This is a genomic window from Limosilactobacillus reuteri, from assembly GCF_020785355.1.
In the GTDB taxonomy this organism is placed as follows: domain Bacteria; phylum Bacillota; class Bacilli; order Lactobacillales; family Lactobacillaceae; genus Limosilactobacillus; species Limosilactobacillus reuteri_I.
Window position 1 is genome coordinate 35,679 of record NZ_JAJGVH010000081.1, and the last position, 20,707, is coordinate 56,385.

Below are 20,707 nucleotides of genomic sequence, written 5' to 3' on the forward strand. Positions count from 1 at the left end.
AATGAGTAAGCAAGCACTTAAAGTAATGATTAATAGATTCATTGCGGTCAAGTCACCTCTACTTATATTAAGTAATTTGAGAAAGGCATTACTTGCCATGACTAAAATGAACCGACTAAGCCTGTAAGGTCAAGTTCAATGCAGCCCTCATAATTTTTCTTATTTTCTCGTAAGAATTGAGTGGTTGCTTTTTACATTTTAAAGGACGAGTTTTATGGAAAAGAATATTTCATTTAGTGATATAAGAGTTACAGTTTTAAAAAAATGCTGTAAAAAAGATGAATTAGAGAAAATGACAACAACATATAAGCATTTTGATAAGCCCTTATCTAATAATATTAAACGTAAAATAATAAAGGAAATTCTAAGGGATAATAATTATGTTGCTCGGTACCGTCATCTTCCATTTATTGAATTTCCAATTGTTTTTCAAAAATATAGTAGAAAAAGGAAAAGATATGAGAAAAAAAGAATTATATCACTTCCATCTCATCATGATGCCTTCTTATATAAAGTATATTCAAAATTATTAAGCGATATGAGATTTACTTAAGACAAAAAGGACTTTCAGAGGTACCGCTAGCTTATAGAAAAGGGCATTCAAATATTACTGGTGCTAAAGAGGCAATAGATAAGATGTCAACTCAAGATTCATGGGTAATAAAAGGAGACTTTTCGCATTTCTTTGATAATCTAAATCATGATGTTTTGCTAAAAAATGTAAAGAAAGTAATTAGAAACATTAATGGTGGGGAATTTTCAAATGATTGGCTAAGACTTTTAAGAAACTTAATGAATTATAGATATATTAACCTTGAAGATATTTCAAAAGAAATAATGTCTAACCATAATAGAATATCCTATATTAATTCTCTGTCAGAACTTGATTCACTTTTAAAAAACGATAAATTGAAAGTTTCTAAAAAGCATAAAGTTGGAATCCCTCAAGGTACTGCACTTAGTGCAGTTTTAGCTAATATATATATGATAGAATTTGACGAATGGGTTAGAGATTATCTACGACAATTTGATGGGTTTTATAGGCGTTATTCTGATGACTTTATAGTTATAATACCTAAGCAACAAATTGAGACTGGAGAAATAGGTGAAGTAGAAGAAAAAATAATAGATAAAAGTCGTGATAAGTTATCATTAATTATAAAAAAAGAAAAAACACATTTATATTATTATAGTAAACAAGATAAAAAAGTTTATTTATATAGCTCTGACAAAAGGTTGCATGAAAGTGAATTGAATTATTTAGGTTTTTCTTTTAATGGGATGGAAGTTAATGTACGACCTAAAACTATATATAAATTTCGCTATAGAGGAAAGAAAGCAATAAATAAGCTTGTAGAAAATATTTCAATATATCGGCAAATACAAAATAGTACGTATAATATGGATAATGATAAATTAAATGGTTGGCAAAAGTATGTTAAAGAAAGTGCAGAAAAAGGATATGCTATACCGAAAAGAAGACAATATACAAAAATGTATTTAATCTCTCATCCTGTTAAAAGAAAAAACTTCCTTTCATATGCTTTTAATGCCGAGAAGATATTTTCGGAAAATAGTGGAAACTACAAAGTTAATATCCTGAAACCGGCTCTTAGACAAGTGGGATATTTACAAAGAAACTTTAACAAAGAGAGAGTACCGATAAAATAGATTTGTTGTTAATTCTAAAAAGAAAGACTATTATGCTCCTCCCTAAAAAATAATAGGTATCCCTATATGCTTTTTGCTAGCTAATAAATTAAATAGTTTAGCCTATACTTATGTAAGTACAGTCGGTTTAAATGAGGCCATGATCAGGAAGTATATTCAAGCCTGAGAAAAACATGACATGATTATAGATAAAGTTAGCAAGTACAAAATACTCAGATCTTTTAAGGGGAGGTGAAGTAATACAAACGCTACTTAAAACAGTGGTAAAGTAGTCCGGGCATTTTTGCTTGAGCAAAGCGAAAGGCAGCGCTTAGAGATGCCGCCTTTTCTAATTGGCTTATAGTCTTAGCCTAGATAATTTTATAAAAGTGAACAATTCACAATCTAAATTTGATATAATCTTACAGTCAAGGTCAACCAACGCATACACGCTGATTGACTTTTTATTTTTGTATTATGAAGGGGTTATATTATTATGATTTGGGTCCACTACTTTTATGAAGGACAAGCATTAGTAATTTGGGGAGCATTATTATTAATTAGTATCTGTGTTACAGAATTTTTATTAAAGTTTGTAACTAAAATTGTATTTTTAAGGCCTTATACTAATGAATTAATTATAGGGCTTTTTGGAATTTTACTACTTATGAGGGGCTATCTGTTTAGTGCAGGATTAGCTTCTTTGGTTGGACTTTTATCTATTGTAGTTGGAATTATCTTAGCTTTACTAAGGAAAAAACATTATAGGCTTTTGAAGTGGGAAAACTGGATAATTGGAGTTGTCTTTCTATTAGCAGGACTTTGCTTTAGAGCAGTTGACTTACTTCTTGTTGGTATTATATATATAGGGTTTATCTTTTTTGGAAAGTTCCTAAAGAAAAAAGCTGTGAATAATTTTATTGTACTGAGCGAGATATTAATATTTGTAGGAATCGGACTATGGTCTGTATCTTATATTCAACTAAGGTCCCCTTTCCTCGAAATCAATAGAAATATTGTTACTCTTGACGAAAAAGAGGCAAATCTTAAAATAAATGCTAATCCCGATAGCAAAGTTGAAGTATGGAAGCATCATAAAAATAGGAGGGAATACACTACTGACAAATATGGTATGACAAAAGTGAAGTTCTATAGTCCGGGAGATTATGAATTAAAAACAAGTAAAAACAATCATATAGCTAAAAAGAAAGTCTATGTTAAAGCTTCTAAAAAATATTTAAGGCATAAAGCTCATGAAGAATTGCTGAAGAATAATAAAAATGGAGTTAAAGAGAAATTAATAATAACATCGAAAGCTTTGACTTGGAATAAAGAGCAAAATGATAGTGAATATTCTGTAAATATTGAGGGAACAACTGCTCCTAACATTCCTGTAAAGATTAGTGAAGGATATGATGAAAAAAAGATATATTCTGATAGGAAAGGTAATTTTAAAATCAAGTGGGAAAGCTATAGCAATGATGCAAGCGAAATTACTGTTTACGTAATTAATGATAAAAAGACTAAGGAAAACAGAAAAAAAGTTAAAATAAAGGTAAATGAAGAATTAAAGAAACAAGAGGAACGAAAAAAGCAAGAAGAACAAAAGCAGAAAGAGGAGGAAAACAACGATACAAGCAGTGATAGTGCAACAGGTCTTTTAGTTAATAAACATAATGATGATAATAAGTATAAAAATAGTTATGCATTAAAAGTAGCTGTTGAAGACTATATAATGGACCACCATCCAGGGTCCGAAGTTGATCCATTTAATTATGAAATTAAAAAAGTTTCTGACGGGATGTACGAAATATACGGATCTTATGATAATGAAAATGGTGTTAAACAGCATTATGTTGCCCTTGCAATGGATGATGGTTCTAGTAAGGTAGAGATTTTGCAATTAGCAAACCAAAATTAGTAATAAGTCGTAATTTATTAGTCTTGTCGAAAAAAATTAGGCTCTTCGTCAAGTAGTGCTGATGAGAAAAGAATAATGTTACTAAATAGCTCGTGTCTTTTCGCCAGGGACATGAGCTATTTATGTCAATGTAATTACTTTTTTGATTACAAATGGTATAATAAAAGAAAGTGAATGATAGGATGTGAGTATATGGATACTACAAAAGCTAGAATTCAAGGAAATGCAGTGGTAGTAACAATCCCTAAGTCGCTAGGTGTTGAACCCGGCACAGAATATCGGTTTAGTAAAGAATCTGATGGTTCATTGAAATTAACACCAACTAAAAAAGTACCCGAAACCATGGCTGAACTTTTTAAGGGATGGCATGGTAAATATGAAACACCAACTGATTTGCAAGATTGGGATAGCCATGATCCAGCAGGTGAAGAGTTATGGTAAAGACGGATGAAGCTACTAAACTAAAACGAGGAAGTATTATTTATATTAACTTTGATCCTTCGGCAGGAGCAGAAATTCAAAAGCGTCGCCCAGCTGTAGTAGTTAGTAATGATATTCTTTCGGAAACTTCACCTTTTGCATGGGTAGTTCCCATTTCGCATGGCACTTTTAATGGTGAAGACTATCCTTTACACGTCCAATTGGATAATCGCACACAGACAAATGGAACGGTTTATGTTGAGCAATTAAAATCATTTGACTTTCATCAACGCAAATGGCAATTTGTAGAAACAATGCCGGCTGATTTGTTTGAAGAAATCCAGAAAAAGGTTCAATTAGTGATTAAATAAGATTGTAATGCTTGTTATAGAAAAGGCATCCCCGTATTCTTTAGTGAGGATGCCTTTTAACTTATCCAACAAGCAAACAGGAGAGAAAAACGTAAAGGTATTCCCTTGGCGTGTTGAATCTTACTCTAACTTAATTTTACAAACAGCGATAAAATAATTGACAAGTTAAGCTCTTAGTATTAGGCTTAACACAGTATTGAAAAGCAATATTTGTTTTTGTAGGGAGTAAGATTTCATCTTACTTCTGATTTTTTATAATGAACATGATTTACTAAATAAAAACGAGTAATTATTGAGTTTTTGTATAAGAGTGCTGAACAGATAACAAGAATATTTGTTAGGTAATGATGTGAATAGGCAAGTATATTTACTTGTAAAGATTGTAACTCTCAAGATGATTAAAACTCTAATATATAACGTTTGATTGACGATGACTAATTTTAGTCGTCGTTTTTTATAGAAAAAATCATAAATCTTATATTAATATCATTAGGTATTACAGCAGTATGCCTAGTAGCATTTGCAGGAATTAGATCAAATCAGCATCACGCGAAACATAACTATGCAGAAACATCTAAGACTAATGCCAAAAAGAAAAGTTCTAGTGAAACTATAGGATCAAGTGAAATTGACTCAGAGAAGGGAAACAATAAATCAAACCAATTATCTGAGAATCATAAAGATAGGCCAAATGCAGGGAAAATTATCAAACTTGATAGCGTTGAAGCAGCAGAAACAACGATAAAAGAGCATGAAGCAACTTGTTCATATGGCAATGAACCTTTTTATCCAGGGTTGGTTTATACAGGAACATACACTTGTAAATGTGGATTGAAAATTATTTGGTGGGATAAAGCTATGAAAGAAAGTGTTGATCGGGATATGGAAAGTTTCTCTAGTAGGGGAATTCATGGACCGGAAGAATATAGCTATGGAACCGATGATCCGTGGGAGAAAAAGACGGGTAGTAATCCATTGCCAGAAAATCAAGAGAATACAGAAATAAGTAGTACTAACTAAAAGGAAAACTTAAGAGGAATTGGCTATAATGCCTTTAAGCAGCTACATAAAATAGCAATTGTATAGTATAGACTTTATATTTAAGAGTATGGTAAATTCGTTCTCGAATATGTGTTCGATAGCAAAAAATGCTTGTGGGTATGGTCTGCTCATGAAAAGAAACGAGATAATATTCTAAAAGAAGGAGGCAATAAATCATGATTCAATTAGTCGAATTAGTTACAGTTGATAATGAAGATTTGGCCTACCATTATGGTTCAGATAACATAGATGAAGTGTTTGAACATGAAAGATTCTTTAATGAATTGATTAAAGATATTCCATTATCGTTTAGTTCGCATATTCTTGCTACAGAAGATGCTTCATTTGATTCTTTATGTGAAAAAGATCCATATTTTAAGCAGTTTCTTGCATATCACGACTTGAAATTTTTCATAAAAAAAGTGAAAGAAAAAAGTCAACTTACAGATGAGGAAGTGGCGGGTTATTTAAAGACTCAGTTTAACTTACATGCATTTCCTCTTCAAAAAGTTCTATATTATAGTTATGCTGACTACTTAGAGAGTAAGGGACATCGTCTTTTCTTAGCATCATTTCAAGCTTTCGACCATGGCCCTGTTGATCGAAAAGTATGGCGAAAGGCCCAGGATAATTTAAAGGAGTTGCAAGAAAAGAATTATGATTTTATCCAAAAAGCAGCATTAAATCCTTCGATTAAGGAATTTATTGATAATTCAGTCAAAAAATATGCTAATTTTTTTGATTCTGGACAGCGATTTGAGAATTCAGATCAAAATCCAACTCATAATAATGGTACGCCATGGGATAGAGCATATAGTAAAGGACGAAATACGCTACTATCTGATGATGATATAAAAAAGTATCATTACCTAGAACAGGTACCTTAATTCTTTATCACCATTAGTCAAAAATATGGAGGTACAACAATGTTATTCATTCATCAAAACGGTTTTGCATAAGTGGCCTAAGTTAATTGGGCCCTGAAAGGACTATTATGCAAAATGTTCAATTGTTATGTTATTCATGACTATATTTACAGTCATGATGACAAAGTATATATGTATTCTGAATTGGTAAAGGCGCTGAATAATGCTAAGCCGCTAATAGATTTTACATTCTTTAGTACGGTGACTCTTTACCAAAATGTTCACAGTATTAAACGTGTAGTGTCAGGTGCAGGTTCCTCCTTTGAAATTGATTGTGATGATTGCAAAAAAATTGAGGAACAAAACTTAAAGGACTTGCACAAAAAAGCTAAGCAATGGTATGAGGTTGCCAAAGCGCATGAAGCTTGGGATGGTCAGCTTAACTACCTGGCTCAGTCAAATCAACTTGGTCAGGAAATATCAGTTGAAATGATTGCTAAGCCTTGCAAACCGTGGAGGCCAGTTCATTATTTGACTCCTCACTCTAGTAGTGGAATTAAGCATGGACGGGTCAATCATTCGATGAGTGCAAATGCCCGTTATACTCACCGCAAGCGCTTATCTGCAAGAGAGTTAAAAGACTATCCACTTACTCACCACAACCATAAAGATCGTCGCCATTATTTTAGATTTCCAGTTTTTGATGATGACGAATACTTTACTGCTAAGCATTCAACTGGCTGGAAATATTCAACTAAGTATCGCCATCAATATCAGGTTAATTTCTAAATTAAAATCACATTAAAAACACCCTTGACGAATTCGCCCTCGCTCGTTATACTAATCGTAAATTTATATGAGAATTTGCTGAGATCGAATGAGTAACTAATGATAGATTTATCAGAGAGCTGTGACTGGTGCAATGCAGTATTTCTAGAGTTAGTGAAGATGGTTCGTGAGCGATTGATCGGTGAATAATTAGCAGATCACGGCGTTGCTACCGTTACCCAAGCTGCAAATTTATTACTATGAATAAGTTTGTTTGAGTGCAGGATTTTAACTTTCCTGAATTTGGGTGGTACCGCGTATTGAGCGTCCCTTGAAAAGACTAGTTTCTTTTTGAGGGGCTTTTTTATTTACGAGGAGGGGATAAAGATGACAAAGATTACTGCAGAATTAACTAAACCATTATTAATTGACGGCGCAATGTCAACGGCTTTGGAACAATTAGGTGCTGATACCAATAACTCATTATGGACGGCGAGTGTTTTAGCTAACCAGCCAGCATTAGTTAAAAAAGTTCACCAGAAATATTTTAAGGCAGGTGCCCGATTAGCAATTACTGATACCTACCAGGCAAATGTTCCGGCATTCATCAAGAACGGCTATTCAAAACAAGAGGCCCATTCATTGATTCAGCGAGCAGTCGCCTTGGCTAAAGAAGCGCGTGATGAATATCAGCAGGAAACCGGGATTTATAACTATGTTGCGGGAGCGCTTGGTCCTTATGGCGCTTATCTTGCCAACGGAAGTGAATATACTGGTGATTATCACCTCAGTACAATTGAATATCAACAATTTCATCGACCACGATTAACTGATATTTTAACGGTTGGTGTCGATGTGATCGCGATTGAAACTCAGCCACGCTTAGATGAAGTGTTAGCAGAATTGGACCTTGTCAAAGAACTGGCTCCGGATACTTTATGCTATGTCAGTTTTTCGCTAAAGGATTCCACGCGTTTACCAGATGGGACACCGTTAGCAGTTGCTGCCCGTACCGTTGCAAAGTATCCAAATGTTTTTGCGGTTGGCGTAAATTGTATTCCATTAGAAGAGGTAACAGCCGCCATTGAGACAATCCATCAGGCAACTGATAAACCGGTTATTGCTTATCCTAATTCAAGTGCGACTTATGATCCGACAACAAAAACGTGGAGCTATCCCCATGGACGTCGTGGTTTAGTTGATTACTTACCACAATGGCTCGCGGCTGGATTGACAATTGTTGGGGGATGCTGTACTACTACGCCCCAAGATATTGCTGCCTTACATGAGTACTTAAAAGGAGGCGCCCATCATGACTAAGAAAACGCATTTAGCCCGTGAAATGAGTGCGCGTCATATCCAGATGATTGCGCTTGGTGGGGTGATCGGGACCGGCCTATTTCTGAGTTCTGGTTACACGATTCATCAGGCTGGGCCACTGGGAACCGTTATTGCTTATTTGCTTGGCGCCTTAATCGTCTATGCCGTCATGCTATGTTTAGGTGAGCTGAGTGTTGCGATGCCGTATACGGGGGCTTTTCATGTTTACGCCAAAAATCTGATTGGGCCGGCCACTGGATTTACCGTTGCGATCCTTTATTGGTTGACCTGGACAATTGCGATGGGCTCCGAATTTACCGCGGCTGGCCTCATTATGAAGCGCTGGTTTCCCCAGATTCCGGTTTGGTGGTGGAGCTTGTTATTTATCGTCATTATCCTCTTATCCAACATTTTTACTGTCAAAGCATTTGCGGAAAGTGAATTTTGGTTTGCGGTGATTAAAGTAGTCGCTATCTGCGCGTTTATTTTGTTGGGGGCTTTAGCAGTAATTGGCCTTATTCCGATTCAAGGCTATCATCATGCACCTTTGCTGAACAACTTTACTAAGGATGGGCTGTTCCCGAGTGGTTTTAGCGGATTATTTATGACGATGTTAACAGTTAATTTTGCTTTCTCTGGGACTGAATTAATCGCCATCACCGCGGGGGAAACTAAGCATCCTGAAAAGACCCTCCCTAAGGCGATCCATACTACTTTATGGCGGCTAGTGATCTTCTTTGTCGGGAGCATGATTGTTATGGCCTCTTTGATTCCTTATCAAAAAGCGGGGGTAACGCAAAGTCCATTTGTCTACGTTTTTAGCCAACTCGGAATTCCATATGCTGCCGACTTAATGAATTTTGTCGTCCTCACCGCGATTATTTCTGCGGCTAATTCTGGTCTATACGCATCAACGCGGATGTTATGGTCATTAGCTAATGAAGGAACAATTCCGGCTATCATCGCCAAAACTAATAAACGCGGGATTCCTGTTTTTGCCTTGCTCTTAAGTATGCTTGGTGGGGTGTTAGCTTTGCTTTCCAGCATCTATGCGGCTGGGACGGTCTATTTAGTCTTGGTTTCAGTTTCTGGATTAGCGGTCGTCTTTGTATGGATTGCGATTTCCTTATGTGAGCTCATTTTTCGTCGGCGCTTTTTAGCGGCAGGTCACCAGTTAAGTGAGTTAAAGTATCGCACGCCATGGTATCCGGTTGTTCCATGGTTTGCGTTTATTGCTAGCAGCCTTTCTTGCATCTTAATTTGGTTTGATCCGCAACAACGAATTGCCTTGTATTGTACGATTCCGTTTGTAATTGCTTGTTATGCTGCTTATTATTTACAAACCTTGTGGCGCAAGTATACTACGAAGAAAAAGGTTTCAGCAGTTGTTAAATAGATGTAAAAAAGCTGTAATTAAAAAATTCATAACGTGTAGTAAAATGTACGAGGATAATTTTTAGGTAGGAGATATAAAATGCATTCACTATTTTTACTACAGTTGATTCAGGCAGTCTTAGTAGCAATCCAATTAGTAATGATCTTCTCAGCTAATAAAGTTAAGCGAGAATGGTTAACGGTTGGCCAGCTTTGTATCGCGGTCGTAATCTTAGCCGACTTATTTTCAGAATTGATCTTCTTCAGTTATACAAGTGTCCTTACTGGCTGTGTATTATTCCTCCAGTTATTCTTGCTCCCAATGTTTTGGAAACAACTAAAGGCATTTGAAGAATAATATAAAATAGGTATAAATGAAAGTGAGTGGAAATTAACTTCCTTGACAAGACGGTTAATTCTTACTCACTTTTTTAATCAAAAAAAGCACCATGAAACTTATTTCACAGTGCCTTTCTATATTATTAGTTGCCAACCATATCATTTACATATTGTTGTAATTGTTTAATCATTTTTTCAGATAAATGATTAATAATAACTCCATTGCGAGCGTGATAGTCAAAATTCTGTAATTGCCATAAAACAACGTATCCTTTAACCCCGGTGCCGTCACTACCATTTATTAAAATGGGCATGTAACGAGGATTGTTAGAATAGTTAGCGGTTGTGATTGGCATACCAATAAACATATGGGTTGCCTCATTATAGGCGGATGTACTCATGACAACATAATGTCTGCGGATATTTCCTTTTTTAGGATTATGTCCACCCATTTCATGTCCTGCGTGAGGTTCTGCATCGGCAATTATAATATCTCCCTTTTTAGGAAATTCCATTAATCAATTACCTCACGTCCTACTTGTTTTACTGGCTGTAATGCTGGGTCGTTTTCGATATCTTTTTGATAATCGTATTCTTTCCAATCTTTAGTTGCAAAAATATTTTTCCTTTTTGCAACAGGGGTAAATACAATTGTCTTACCAACATTCTTTACGGTATATTCTTTTCCAGTTACTTTAATTCCTGACGGTACAGTTAAAGTTCTTGAATTACCAACTTGTCTTAATTTAACAGTCATATTATCCCTCCTTATGTGTATACCCAGTATATACTAAAACGGTGGAAAGAGAAAGACTTTTACCAGGACGTTCACGAAAGTAGTATAAAGTATGCTAAAATGATAAAGATTATTAAGACCAATCAACGTTATGCGCTGACTGGCCTTTTGTAATTTTAAATATAATTAAGTGGGTTTTATTTATGAAGAAAAGAAAATTAAAGAAGAGTTTAGCAACAACTGCGACGGTGATGGCTGTTACAACGGGGGTGACGGCCATTAGTAATTCCGCTAAAGCTGATACAGTACAAAATAGTAAAAATACTATTCAACAAACGCTGCCTGATGTGAACCAACAAGCTCAGCAGAATGTCTGTGCAGCTCAAGATGCGGTTAATAAAGCCAATGCAGATGTAGCAACCGCAAATAATGACCTTAATATTGCTAATCAAAATTTGGCAGACGCGGATCAAAATGTTGATCTAAATAAGAATCAAGTTAAACAGACGAAAGAGCAATTATCATCTCTTGAGCAAACGAAAGAAAATGCCCAACAAGTTTTAACTAACGCTCATGATGAATATTATGAACTATTGAAGCAACCAGTTAATATTTCATACACGGCATTTTCTGGTGATGGATTGAGCGTTTATGAAAGATCAATGCTTGATTATATTGCTTATGACAACCAAGGAAATCTAATTTCTAAGAATCAAGCGTATAAAAATTTTCTTGCGAATAACTATCAAGGAAACATTGATTTCTTGAAAAAGATTATTGCAGAAAATGAGAAAACCATTAATTATCTGAAAATGGGTAGACCATTCGAAGATAATATCAAGAATCTTGAACAAGCAAAAGTAACAATAAAAGAAGAGCTAGAGGAATTGTATAAGGTTGCAGCAGCGCAAAGAGAGGGAAAATATTATAAGCCTAAAGATGATATCGGCTGGATAAGTACTGATTCATATGGATTATCGTATTCTTATAGTTCCGCTAATTATAATGAATGGTATAATGTTGACAAAATTGATCATACAAAGAATTTAATTGAAAATCATGAGGAAGCTCTAAATAAAATTCAACAAAGATTAGCCGAATTACATAATAAAATGCAGTCGGCTGTTGAAAGGGCCGAAAAAATCTCCATTGCTGCCCAAGAATTGCTTCAAAAGTTAGAGCAGATTTCACAACCGCTTATTACTGCTACTCAACAAATTAAAGATGCCGAAAGTGCAATGTCACAAGCTCAACAAAATCTGGCACTTCAAGAAGAACTACTTACTGAGGCCAAAGATAAGCGCAATATTATGCAATCCCAAGCAATCAATGCGCAAACGAAGCTCTTACAAGCACTTCTCAATAAGACAAATTCACAAGAAAAGCTAGCGTCAGCAAAAGAGAAACTTCCTGCACAAACCGATGCCTTAAAGTATAGCTCGCTAATTAACCTTGAACCACTAACTGTTGCGCCAGGAGTAACTCCTGCTCCTAAAGTTACGACGGCGATTGCGGTTGAGAATGATGATCATCAGAATAAAGCTGTTATTACTTTGCCCGGCGATGAACAGGAAAATAAGCTACCCCAGGGAACAAAGGTAGTGTGGAAAGATGACACTAAAGTTGCAGCCGGCCTTCAACATCCCGGAAAGTATACTGAAGATGTCTTAATTGTTTTTCCTGATGGATCGGTGATTTTAACTAACGAGCAGGTTACTGTTACCGCAATAGAAAAACAGGCAGACTTTGATAAAGAGACTTCGCTTGCACAGAAAACGATTGATAGTGCCCAAGAAAATAATATGCGTGCGAATGATCTTTCCGCCCAGGTTATAGAAGTTAATGATAATAATCAAACCTCAGCACCAGAAATATTGGTGACTCCTCAAACCAAGCAAAATACTGTCCAACCAAACGGAGTAATAAAAGGTCAGGCAGCTCAGAATAACAGTGTTCGGTCTTCATTAGCTAAGTATAATAAGACCAAGACAACAAATGATGTTTTGCCACGGACCGGGGATGAATTTTCACTTTCGATTATTGCCCTTGGTGCAGTTATTGGGCTAGTAGGAATTGGGGCAACACTCAAACGGTACGAATAAATTGCTAGTTTATATTATCAAGGAAAATATAATACTTGAAATCAGTCATCAATAGGGAAACGTTCCTCAGTATCTGCAAATAATATAGGTTTTGTGAAGTTTTATCCTAAGTACCTATAAAATCCAGCTATAACTTGCTATACTTAAAATATTAATATGTGAAAAAAGGGATGAGAAGAATGGTAATGGTTGATTTGCATTGTCACCTTTTGCCGGGGATTGATGATGGTTCAAAAAGTATGGAGATTTCATTGCGACTTGCAAAAGAAGCAACAGAAAACGGGGTTACCCATGCACTTTTGACTCCTCATCATATGAACGGGCACTATGTAAACCATAAACAAGATGTTTTAGCGCGAACAAAAGAATTTCAAGAAGAACTAGAGAAAAATAATATTCCATTAACTGTCTTTCCTGGACAAGAAGTGCGAATTAATGGTCAGCTAATTGAAGCCCTTGATAATGATGATATTTTATTCGCTGATGAGAGTGGAAAGTATATGATGCTGGAATTTCCAGACAATGATGTACCTTATTACACTAACCAGATGATTTTTAATCTTCAACAACGAGGGATTACGCCAGTGGTTGTTCACCCTGAACGGAATACCAAGATCATGGCTAAACCAGACTTGCTTTATCAAATGTTGGAAAAAGGATGCTTGTCGCAAATTACCGCTAGTTCCTATGTTGGTACATTTGGTAAAAAAGTCGAAAAATTCAGTAAAAACCTGATTGCGGCTGGTCAAGGATATATCTTTGCTTCTGATGCTCATGACCTTCCAGGACGAAAATACGAAATGCGGCAGGCCTTTGACAAATTATCGCGTGAATTTGGCGCTGACGTTGCTCAAGAATATCAAGATAATGCGCGAGCCATCATTAACGGGGATGAAATTGGTCGTCATCAGATTAAGAAGATTCAGCAACGTAAGAAATTGTTTGGGTTATTTTAAAAAGCTAAGATTAGTTCAGAGACTGTGACATAAATCAAATTACTTTTATAAAAGACAAATAGCGCAGTACAACAATGGTCTCCAACGCCCGGTTTAAACCGAACATTGGAGGCCTATTATTGCTTGCGGGGATCGGAAGAGGGATAAATTGATGGCATTATATTTTACAGACGTTTTTTCAGGAAGTGCCGATTGGATCGTGACTGACCCTCATGCACAAGGCACGATTGTTAAAGTATCACAAGGGACTGGCTACTTAAATCTAAAGTACCAATACCAATATTCGTTAGCAAAGAATGCGGGGCGGCTTTTAGGGCTTTACCATTATGCTGGTGGTGGCAACCCGATCGCAGAAGCAAATTATTTCTTATCGCATATTCAAGATAAGCTCGGCCAGGCGGTTTTAGCCGTTGATTGGGAACAATATCAAAATGCTGCCTGGGGTGATACGACTTGGGTACGGCAATTTGTTGATGAAATTCACCGCCAAACGGGGATATGGCCGTTAATCTATGTTCAAGAATCAGCAATTTGGCAAGTTGCCAATTGTGTCAGTGATTGTGGCCTCTGGGTAGCCAAGTATGCTTCGATGGATTGGCATTCGTGGACAGTTCCGGCAATGACAGTTAATACGAGTCCATGGCAGATATATACTCTTTGGCAATTTGCAGGGGATGATGAGGACCGCTCAATTGCAACGGTTGATCGTGAGGGCTGGGAGCGCCTTGCTAATCCAACTGGTCAAGTTGATGTTAAGCCAACCTTAACACAAAACGATTCGTCAACGTGGACAGATTCCTTGGGTGATGAGTGGCACCGTGAAAAGGGACGTTTTATCACAGATCGTGTTCTTGATTTACGTTGGGGTGCACTACCGACATCTTCTGTGATTGCGACCTTGCCAGCTGGCTCCATTATTGATTATGATGCCTGGTCACGTCATAATGGATATGTTTGGTTACGCCAGCCCCGCGCAGATGGGCAATATGGCTATCTTCCATGTCGAAACGCTGATAGTAATGAGGCATTTGGTAAATTTGAACCACTTAGTTAAGAATCTAATTCCACGTATTATTCGTGAAAAAGGTGAGGCTGAGAGAAAAATTTTTCTCCCAGCCTCACTTCTGTAAAATGCAAGATTTTAAGTGGATTTAACGATTTTTTGCGTATATATAATATTAGAGACACTATTTTTAGGAGGAACTTATGCGCTTTTTACATACGGCTGATTGGCATATTGGCAAGACCTTAAACGATTTTAGCTTGCTTGATGATCAGCTAGCAACCTTTAAGCAGATTGAAGCAATTGCCAAAGACCAGCAAGTTGATGCGATAGTGATTGCCGGGGATTTATATGATCGGTCCGTGCCAAACGAAGCAGCGGTTAAGCTCTTAAACCAGATGCTGCAAGATTTAAACTTGACTGATCATTTTCCTTTACTGGCAATCAGTGGGAACCATGATTCAGCGGTCCGTTTGAGTACGGGGACTGATTGGTTTGCTTACCAGTCATTTTTCTTAAATACTAACATTAATGATACTTTTATCCCAGTCACAATCAAGGATACCCAATTTTTCTTATTGCCTTTCTTTGGGATTCAAGAAGTTCGCAACTATTTTAATGATGACAAGATTAAAAATGTCAATGATGCGATGGCGCGGATTACAACCGAGATGGAAAAGCATTTTGCCCCTGATAAAAGGCATGTCCTTGTCGCCCATTTCTTTGCAGCTGGAAGTAAGCGAACGGCGGATTCTGAAACTTTGATTGAGGTTGGCGGACTGAGTGCGGTCACGACAGATGTTTTAGCTCCCTTTGATTATGTTGCCCTTGGTCACCTTCATAACCACAACGCTTTAAATGACGAAAAAGTTAAGTACAGTGGCTCTCCAATGAAATTTTCAGTATCGGAAGCTAAGCAAGAAAAGGGCGTTTGGATTGTTGATACAGCACCTTTTAAGACCGAGTGGGTTCCACTATCGCCAGTTCATGATATTCACCTTTTGAAAGGGAGTTTTGCTGAACTAGCTACAAAACCCGCAGAAGCATTACGGAACGATTTTTATGACATTGAATTGACTGACCAAGAACGAATTCCTGATGTACTAAACAAGTTACGCGAATATTATCCAAAGATTGTCAGCCTTCACCGGACACATCAGGCCAAGCAAGTTCAACTCAACCTTAGTAAAAAGCGTGCTCAGGAATCGCCTCTTGATTTGCTTACGGATTTTTATTCCCAAACAATGGGAAACGATTTAACTGACCGCCAAAAGAAGTGGGCAGAAAAGGCCTTGACTCAAATTATGAAAGGGGAGGAATAGGATGCGTCCATTAACGATTGAACTACATTACTTTGGGCCGTATGAGCATCAAGTGATTGACTTTACGCAGTTTACAGAGCGTTCCTTATTTCTGGTAGCAGGGAATACTGGTGCGGGGAAAACCACGATTTTTGATGCGATGTGTTATGCACTTTTTGGTCAAACAACCAATGATCGTGATCGGTCGGCTGCTGCTTTACGTTCTGATTTTGCACCAGCTGACCAAGAAACAATGGTGAAGTTTACCTTTGAACACCAAGATCTTAAATATCAAATTATGCGTCGTCCTAAACAGGTTTTAAAGGGACGCCGCGGCAATTTAGTTGAACATAATCAAGCTGTTGATCTTATTTACCCGCTTGAAAGCGATCATCCCCATGAAATTACTAAAATCAAGGAAGCAGATACGTTTATTACTGACCTGCTCAACCTAACCCGTGATCAATTTAAGCAGATTGTTCTTCTCCCTCAAGGAAAGTTTCGGCAGTTTCTTGATTCAGATAGCAATACGAAGGAAGCTCTTCTAAGAGACCTCTTTAATACGTCCCGTTATGAGCAGTGGGCAACGCAATTAAAAAACGATTTGCGCGAACAGAAGAAGTCATTAACGACTCAAGAAACAAAACTTCAATCATTAAAGGAAACAGTAACCGAGATTGATGCGCAATTAACAACTAAAGAATGGTTAGCAGAAGCAAAAAATTACTTATCCCGACTAAAGGCTAATCTTAAACACTTAGGCGATGATGAGCAGCAACAGCAAAAGAAAGTTGATCAGCTTGATGCCCAACTTCATGCTGAGCAAGAGTTGAAAAAGAACATTGAGGCATTGGCTGAGCTTGTTAAGGCTGGAGAAATACTGCAAGCTCAAGCAGGAGAGATTCAAGAAATAAAGCAACAAGTAAGATCCCTTGACTGGTATCAAGAACACCAGACAGAATACCAACGGTGGAAAGATGGCGAAAAGCGTCTCCAAAAATTAACAGCGGACAATGAAATTCTCCATGAGAACCTGCGCAACCTTCAAAAGCAACAGCAAGTAATTGAAACTGAACTGCAGCAAACGAGCAAGCAGCAAGAAGAGATTGATCAGCTTCAAACAGAAGTTGCCGACTTGACGAATAAACTACCATTATTCGATGATCGAGATAAACTAAGATCAACTGTCGATGAACTACAAACAAACTTAAAGCAGCAGGAAAAACAGCAAGCTGCTTCCCAGAAGAAGTTGCAAGACGCTCAACAGCAATTGACGGTTGTTACTAATAATTTAAAAGAGCATGAAAACTTAGGGGAAGTTCAAGTTCAACTAGCAAAGAAGGAAAGCCTTCAAGAAAAATTAACGACTGCTGGAAAAGATTTAAAGCAATTAGAAACAGAACTTTCATCTGAAAAGGAAAATTGCGCGAAATTAGAGCAAAAGCAGGGGGATGCTGAAAAACTCGTTCAAGAATCGCAAAGTAGGTTGGATGACTTGAATGATCGCTTTGCCCGTCACCAAATTGCCATTCTTGCTCAAAAATTAAAGCCGGATACACCTTGTCCAATTTGTGGATCGCTTGACCATCCCCATCCAGCAAATTTAGCAGATGATGGTGAGTTGGTAACGGAAGCACAAGTTAAAGCAGCAACCGTTAAAGTTCAACAAAATCGTAGTACGTTTGACCAGTTAAAAGAGCAAGTTCGCCAAAGCGTTGCCAAAATTGTGGACTTAACGACACAGGTAGAAACTCAGCAGGCATATTTAGCTGAACTGTTAGGGGATGATGAATTACCGCAGGATTGGGAGGGACAAATCGAAAAGCAGGCTCAGAAACTAGCGCAAATGAAGACTGACCTCGATAGAATAGAACAACAAGTTAAACAATGGCGCCAAGAAGAGGAAGAATTGCAACAGGAATCCAAGTTCTCCCAAGAAGAATTAGATAAAATAGACGAAAGTGTGAACCACTACAAACAGGACTTAATCGCCAAGCAAACTATTCTGAAAGAAAAAACAGCCGCTTTACCAGCAAAATTTCCTACTAAAGAAGCAGCTGACAAGCAAATTCAAACTGATCAACTAAAGATCAAAGCCTTTAATAGCCAGCTTGAATCATTACAACAACAACGACAAGAAAATGCCGAAAAATTAGCAGGGACAAGTAGTCGGATCGATCAGACTAAAGAAGAGCTTGCTACCCAAACGACGCAACAGGATAACTTACACCAATATCTTGTGAACCTTTTAGCACAATATGATGTCCGACTTAAATGGAATTTCTGGCAAGAAGCTAGTGAACAAGTATCAACGTTGTCATCATTACGTGAACAGGTAACGACCTTTGAGAATCAAGTCCAGGATAATCAGTCCCAACAAGAGCGGTTGACTAAGTCAATCAATAATCAGCTCATGCCAGATATTGCGTCAACGCAGACAAAACTTAATGCTGAGCATGAACAACTTCGGCAATATCAGCAAGAAATGGGTCAGTTAACTGCTCAGTATAAGCAATTAGAAGAAACGGATCAAAAGATTATTAAGGTAGTTGAAAAAACAGGAAAACTTGATCAAGAAATTAATGAATTACAAACATTAACAGACGTTGTGACCGGAAATACCGAAAACCACGTTAGCTTAGAACGGTATGTATTACAGGCATATTTTCAAGATGTCTTAGTAGCAGCCAATGTTCAGTTAGAACGATTAACTAATGGCCGCTACCAGTTTGAATTAGCAACGGAAAGTCATGGGGCTGGTGCCAAGTGGAGTGGACTTGAAGTTAATGTATATGATGATAATGCTGGTAGAACGCGAAGTGCCCGGACGCTTTCTGGTGGTGAAAGTTTTATGGCTTCACTTGCCCTTGCTTTAGCTCTTTGTCAGATTGTCCAAGAGCAAAGCGGGGGGATTAAGATTGATGCGCTCTTTATCGATGAAGGATTTGGTTCCCTTGATCAACAAGCTCTTGAAGATGCTCTTCATTCCCTTCAAGAACTCGAAGGTCACCGGATGATTGGAATTATCAGTCATATCACTGAATTGGAAGAGCAAATTCCAGATCAGTTAATTGTTCGATCAAGAAATGGCCGTAGTTATGTCTCATACCAGCATGAAATATAAGCTTAGAACAGTATCTAAATTTGCGATGATGAAATTAGATAAAAAACTTTAAAAATAAAAAGTGCAAAAATCAGTTTTTTGCGTATATATATTTATAGGGGAGGTGATTTGCGAGATGAAGACTCGTTCGTTCATAGACTCCTTTCCCCATTATTTGCTGTCTTCGTCTGCAGTCACTTCCCTAATGGGAGCTGTGACATGAGTCATGTTGCTTTCATAACGAGATGGCGCAGTACAACAATGGTCTATCATCGCTTGGCAAAGCTGTTGGTGACTATTGATGATTGCGTGGCCTTCAAAGGCTAGGTTCGCGTCAAAAAACGAAGTAACAAGTGATTCCTGTCTCGCTCTCTTTCTTCTCCCACAAATCTTAATGTAAAGATCTCTTATCTGCTCTTTTACGTACCACCAGATAGGAGATCTTTATTTTTTAAAATAAAAAGTGCAAATGTTATTTTTTTACGTATATATTTAAGTGAAGGCCTAAAAAATGCATTTAATGCTCTTTAACTCCATATTATCTTCCACAGTCAAATCGGCCTTCATTTCAAAAGCTAGGAAATTCTTCTTAGCTTTTTCTTATAATAAAAAAGTCATTATTGTGGGGAGGGCAATAATGACTTTGAAATTATTTATCTTAATGATTTGCGGTATCCAGCGGCTTGCGCTTCTGCTTCTGAGTTGAAATAGACCGCATTTGCTGAATTCATATGATAGCCTTGCTGATCAGGCGTATGGTAGATTTTTGAACGAGCATTACCAACGATCATACCGGCCTGATCGGTTCGCATATCACCGTTATTCGATGGTGCAGTTGAACTGCTGCTTGTATTAACTGCTGAACTTTCCTCGCTACTGCTGCTAGATGATATTTCTGAAGATGATTCGCTTTCAACAACTGGTTTTACGTAAGTAGTATTAGTAACAGTAAAACTTGTTTTGGCGCTTTTATCATCATCACCGTTAGTGGCGGTAATATCGAAACGACACTTCTTGGTACTAGTAGCAAGTTTTAGACTCTTACTAAAATTACCATTATCATCGGCTTCGACAGTATAGCGACCGTTGTTTCCACCATGTTTTACAATTTTAATCGTTGCATTGGCTTCAGTCTTTCCTGAAAAAGTGACAGATCCGTCTGCTTCAGTATCAATCTTAATCCCTTTGTTTGTAGCTTGCGCATTCTTACCGTCTGGGATATTAACGGTGAGCGGTAAATTACTGGCAAGTACTGAGTGTTGGTTAATTGGAATAATAAATAGACATATTCCAGCAAAAAAGCTAGTAAATATTGTAGCTAGTTTTCTCACAGTCCACTTCCCCCATATTCATTAATAGTTGTTTTCCCCTGTAAGATCATATCATATAAAAGGTGATTTAAAAAGTTAATCTAATCTCATTGTATACCCTTACAA

19 protein-coding genes and 1 other annotated feature are annotated in these 20,707 nt (G+C 37.1%); of the genes, 16 read left to right on the forward strand and 3 right to left on the reverse strand.

Annotated features, from left to right (window positions below; genetic code table 11):
- The first annotated feature begins 214 nt into the window (after positions 1-214).
- The 11 genes from LMB56_RS08505 to LMB56_RS08555 all read left to right on the forward strand — a co-directional run bounded on the left by LMB56_RS08505 (position 215) and on the right by LMB56_RS08555 (position 10,089).
- Positions 215-553, forward strand: a complete 339-nt coding sequence (locus LMB56_RS08505; protein ID WP_229284026.1) for a hypothetical protein — start codon at positions 215-217, stop codon at positions 551-553.
- Positions 544-1,671, forward strand: a complete 1,128-nt coding sequence (locus tag LMB56_RS08510) for a reverse transcriptase/maturase family protein (protein WP_324294826.1) — start codon at positions 544-546, stop codon at positions 1,669-1,671. Before LMB56_RS08505 ends, LMB56_RS08510 begins: the two co-directional genes overlap by 10 nt.
- A gap of 475 nt (positions 1,672-2,146) precedes the next feature.
- Positions 2,147-3,571, forward strand: a complete 1,425-nt coding sequence (locus tag LMB56_RS08515; protein WP_229280462.1) for a DUF308 domain-containing protein — start codon at positions 2,147-2,149, stop codon at positions 3,569-3,571.
- A gap of 192 nt (positions 3,572-3,763) precedes the next feature.
- On the forward strand, positions 3,764-4,012 hold the full coding sequence (mazE, locus tag LMB56_RS08520) for a type II toxin-antitoxin system PemI/MazE family antitoxin (protein ID WP_102816884.1): 249 nt from the start codon (positions 3,764-3,766) through the stop codon (positions 4,010-4,012).
- The gene (locus tag LMB56_RS08525; RefSeq protein ID WP_229280461.1) at positions 4,006-4,362 is read left to right on the forward strand and encodes a type II toxin-antitoxin system PemK/MazF family toxin; all 357 of its coding nucleotides are present in this window, start codon (positions 4,006-4,008) and stop codon (positions 4,360-4,362) included. Before mazE ends, LMB56_RS08525 begins: the two co-directional genes overlap by 7 nt.
- A gap of 858 nt (positions 4,363-5,220) precedes the next feature.
- Positions 5,221-5,382 carry a hypothetical protein gene (locus tag LMB56_RS08530; RefSeq protein ID WP_229280460.1) on the forward strand — a complete coding sequence of 54 codons (162 nt, stop codon included), beginning with the start codon at positions 5,221-5,223 and terminating at the stop codon, positions 5,380-5,382.
- A gap of 197 nt (positions 5,383-5,579) precedes the next feature.
- Positions 5,580-6,290, forward strand: a complete 711-nt coding sequence (locus LMB56_RS08535; RefSeq protein WP_229280459.1) for a Panacea domain-containing protein — start codon at positions 5,580-5,582, stop codon at positions 6,288-6,290.
- Between the two features lie 114 nt (positions 6,291-6,404).
- Positions 6,405-7,058: a hypothetical protein gene (locus LMB56_RS08540; RefSeq protein ID WP_229284028.1), complete on the forward strand. Its 654-nt coding sequence runs from the start codon at positions 6,405-6,407 to the stop codon at positions 7,056-7,058.
- 71 nt (positions 7,059-7,129) lie between these two features.
- Positions 7,130-7,372: a binding site (T-box leader), on the forward strand.
- Positions 7,373-7,424: 52 nt separating this feature from the next.
- Positions 7,425-8,357 carry a homocysteine S-methyltransferase gene (gene mmuM / locus LMB56_RS08545; RefSeq protein WP_229284029.1) on the forward strand — a complete coding sequence of 311 codons (933 nt, stop codon included), beginning with the start codon at positions 7,425-7,427 and terminating at the stop codon, positions 8,355-8,357.
- A complete protein-coding gene (locus LMB56_RS08550; protein ID WP_229284030.1) occupies positions 8,350-9,753 on the forward strand; it encodes an amino acid permease in 1,404 nt (467 codons plus the stop codon). Before mmuM ends, LMB56_RS08550 begins: the two co-directional genes overlap by 8 nt.
- A gap of 78 nt (positions 9,754-9,831) precedes the next feature.
- Entirely contained in the window at positions 9,832-10,089 is a 258-nt protein-coding gene (locus tag LMB56_RS08555; protein ID WP_003667061.1) for a hypothetical protein, read from the forward strand.
- Between the two features lie 124 nt (positions 10,090-10,213).
- Here the strand turns inward: LMB56_RS08555 and LMB56_RS08560 are convergent, their stop codons facing one another.
- Both LMB56_RS08560 and LMB56_RS08565 read right to left on the reverse strand, forming a co-directional pair.
- Positions 10,214-10,585, reverse strand: coding sequence for a type II toxin-antitoxin system PemK/MazF family toxin (locus tag LMB56_RS08560; protein ID WP_229284031.1), 372 nt, complete (start codon positions 10,583-10,585; stop codon positions 10,214-10,216).
- On the reverse strand, positions 10,585-10,827 hold the full coding sequence (locus tag LMB56_RS08565) for a hypothetical protein (RefSeq protein WP_003663560.1): 243 nt from the start codon (positions 10,825-10,827) through the stop codon (positions 10,585-10,587). The genes LMB56_RS08560 and LMB56_RS08565 overlap by 1 nt, the downstream gene beginning before the upstream one ends.
- A 182-nt stretch (positions 10,828-11,009) precedes the next feature.
- Between LMB56_RS08565 and LMB56_RS08570 the strand changes: the two genes are divergently transcribed.
- The 5 genes from LMB56_RS08570 to LMB56_RS08590 all read left to right on the forward strand — a co-directional run bounded on the left by LMB56_RS08570 (position 11,010) and on the right by LMB56_RS08590 (position 19,292).
- Positions 11,010-12,908: a hypothetical protein gene (locus LMB56_RS08570; protein ID WP_229284032.1), complete on the forward strand. Its 1,899-nt coding sequence runs from the start codon at positions 11,010-11,012 to the stop codon at positions 12,906-12,908.
- 179 nt (positions 12,909-13,087) lie between these two features.
- Positions 13,088-13,864: a tyrosine-protein phosphatase gene (locus tag LMB56_RS08575; RefSeq protein WP_229284033.1), complete on the forward strand. Its 777-nt coding sequence runs from the start codon at positions 13,088-13,090 to the stop codon at positions 13,862-13,864.
- 151 nt (positions 13,865-14,015) lie between these two features.
- Positions 14,016-14,918, forward strand: a complete 903-nt coding sequence (locus LMB56_RS08580) for a GH25 family lysozyme (protein ID WP_229284034.1) — start codon at positions 14,016-14,018, stop codon at positions 14,916-14,918.
- 152 nt (positions 14,919-15,070) lie between these two features.
- A complete protein-coding gene (locus LMB56_RS08585) occupies positions 15,071-16,189 on the forward strand; it encodes an exonuclease SbcCD subunit D (protein WP_229284035.1) in 1,119 nt (372 codons plus the stop codon).
- Position 16,190: 1 nt separating this feature from the next.
- A complete protein-coding gene (locus LMB56_RS08590; protein ID WP_229284036.1) occupies positions 16,191-19,292 on the forward strand; it encodes an AAA family ATPase in 3,102 nt (1,033 codons plus the stop codon).
- A 632-nt stretch (positions 19,293-19,924) separates the two neighbouring features.
- Here the strand turns inward: LMB56_RS08590 and LMB56_RS08595 are convergent.
- Entirely contained in the window at positions 19,925-20,602 is a 678-nt protein-coding gene (locus LMB56_RS08595) for a sunset domain-containing protein (RefSeq protein ID WP_229284037.1), read from the reverse strand.
- Positions 20,603-20,707: the final 105 nt, after the last annotated feature.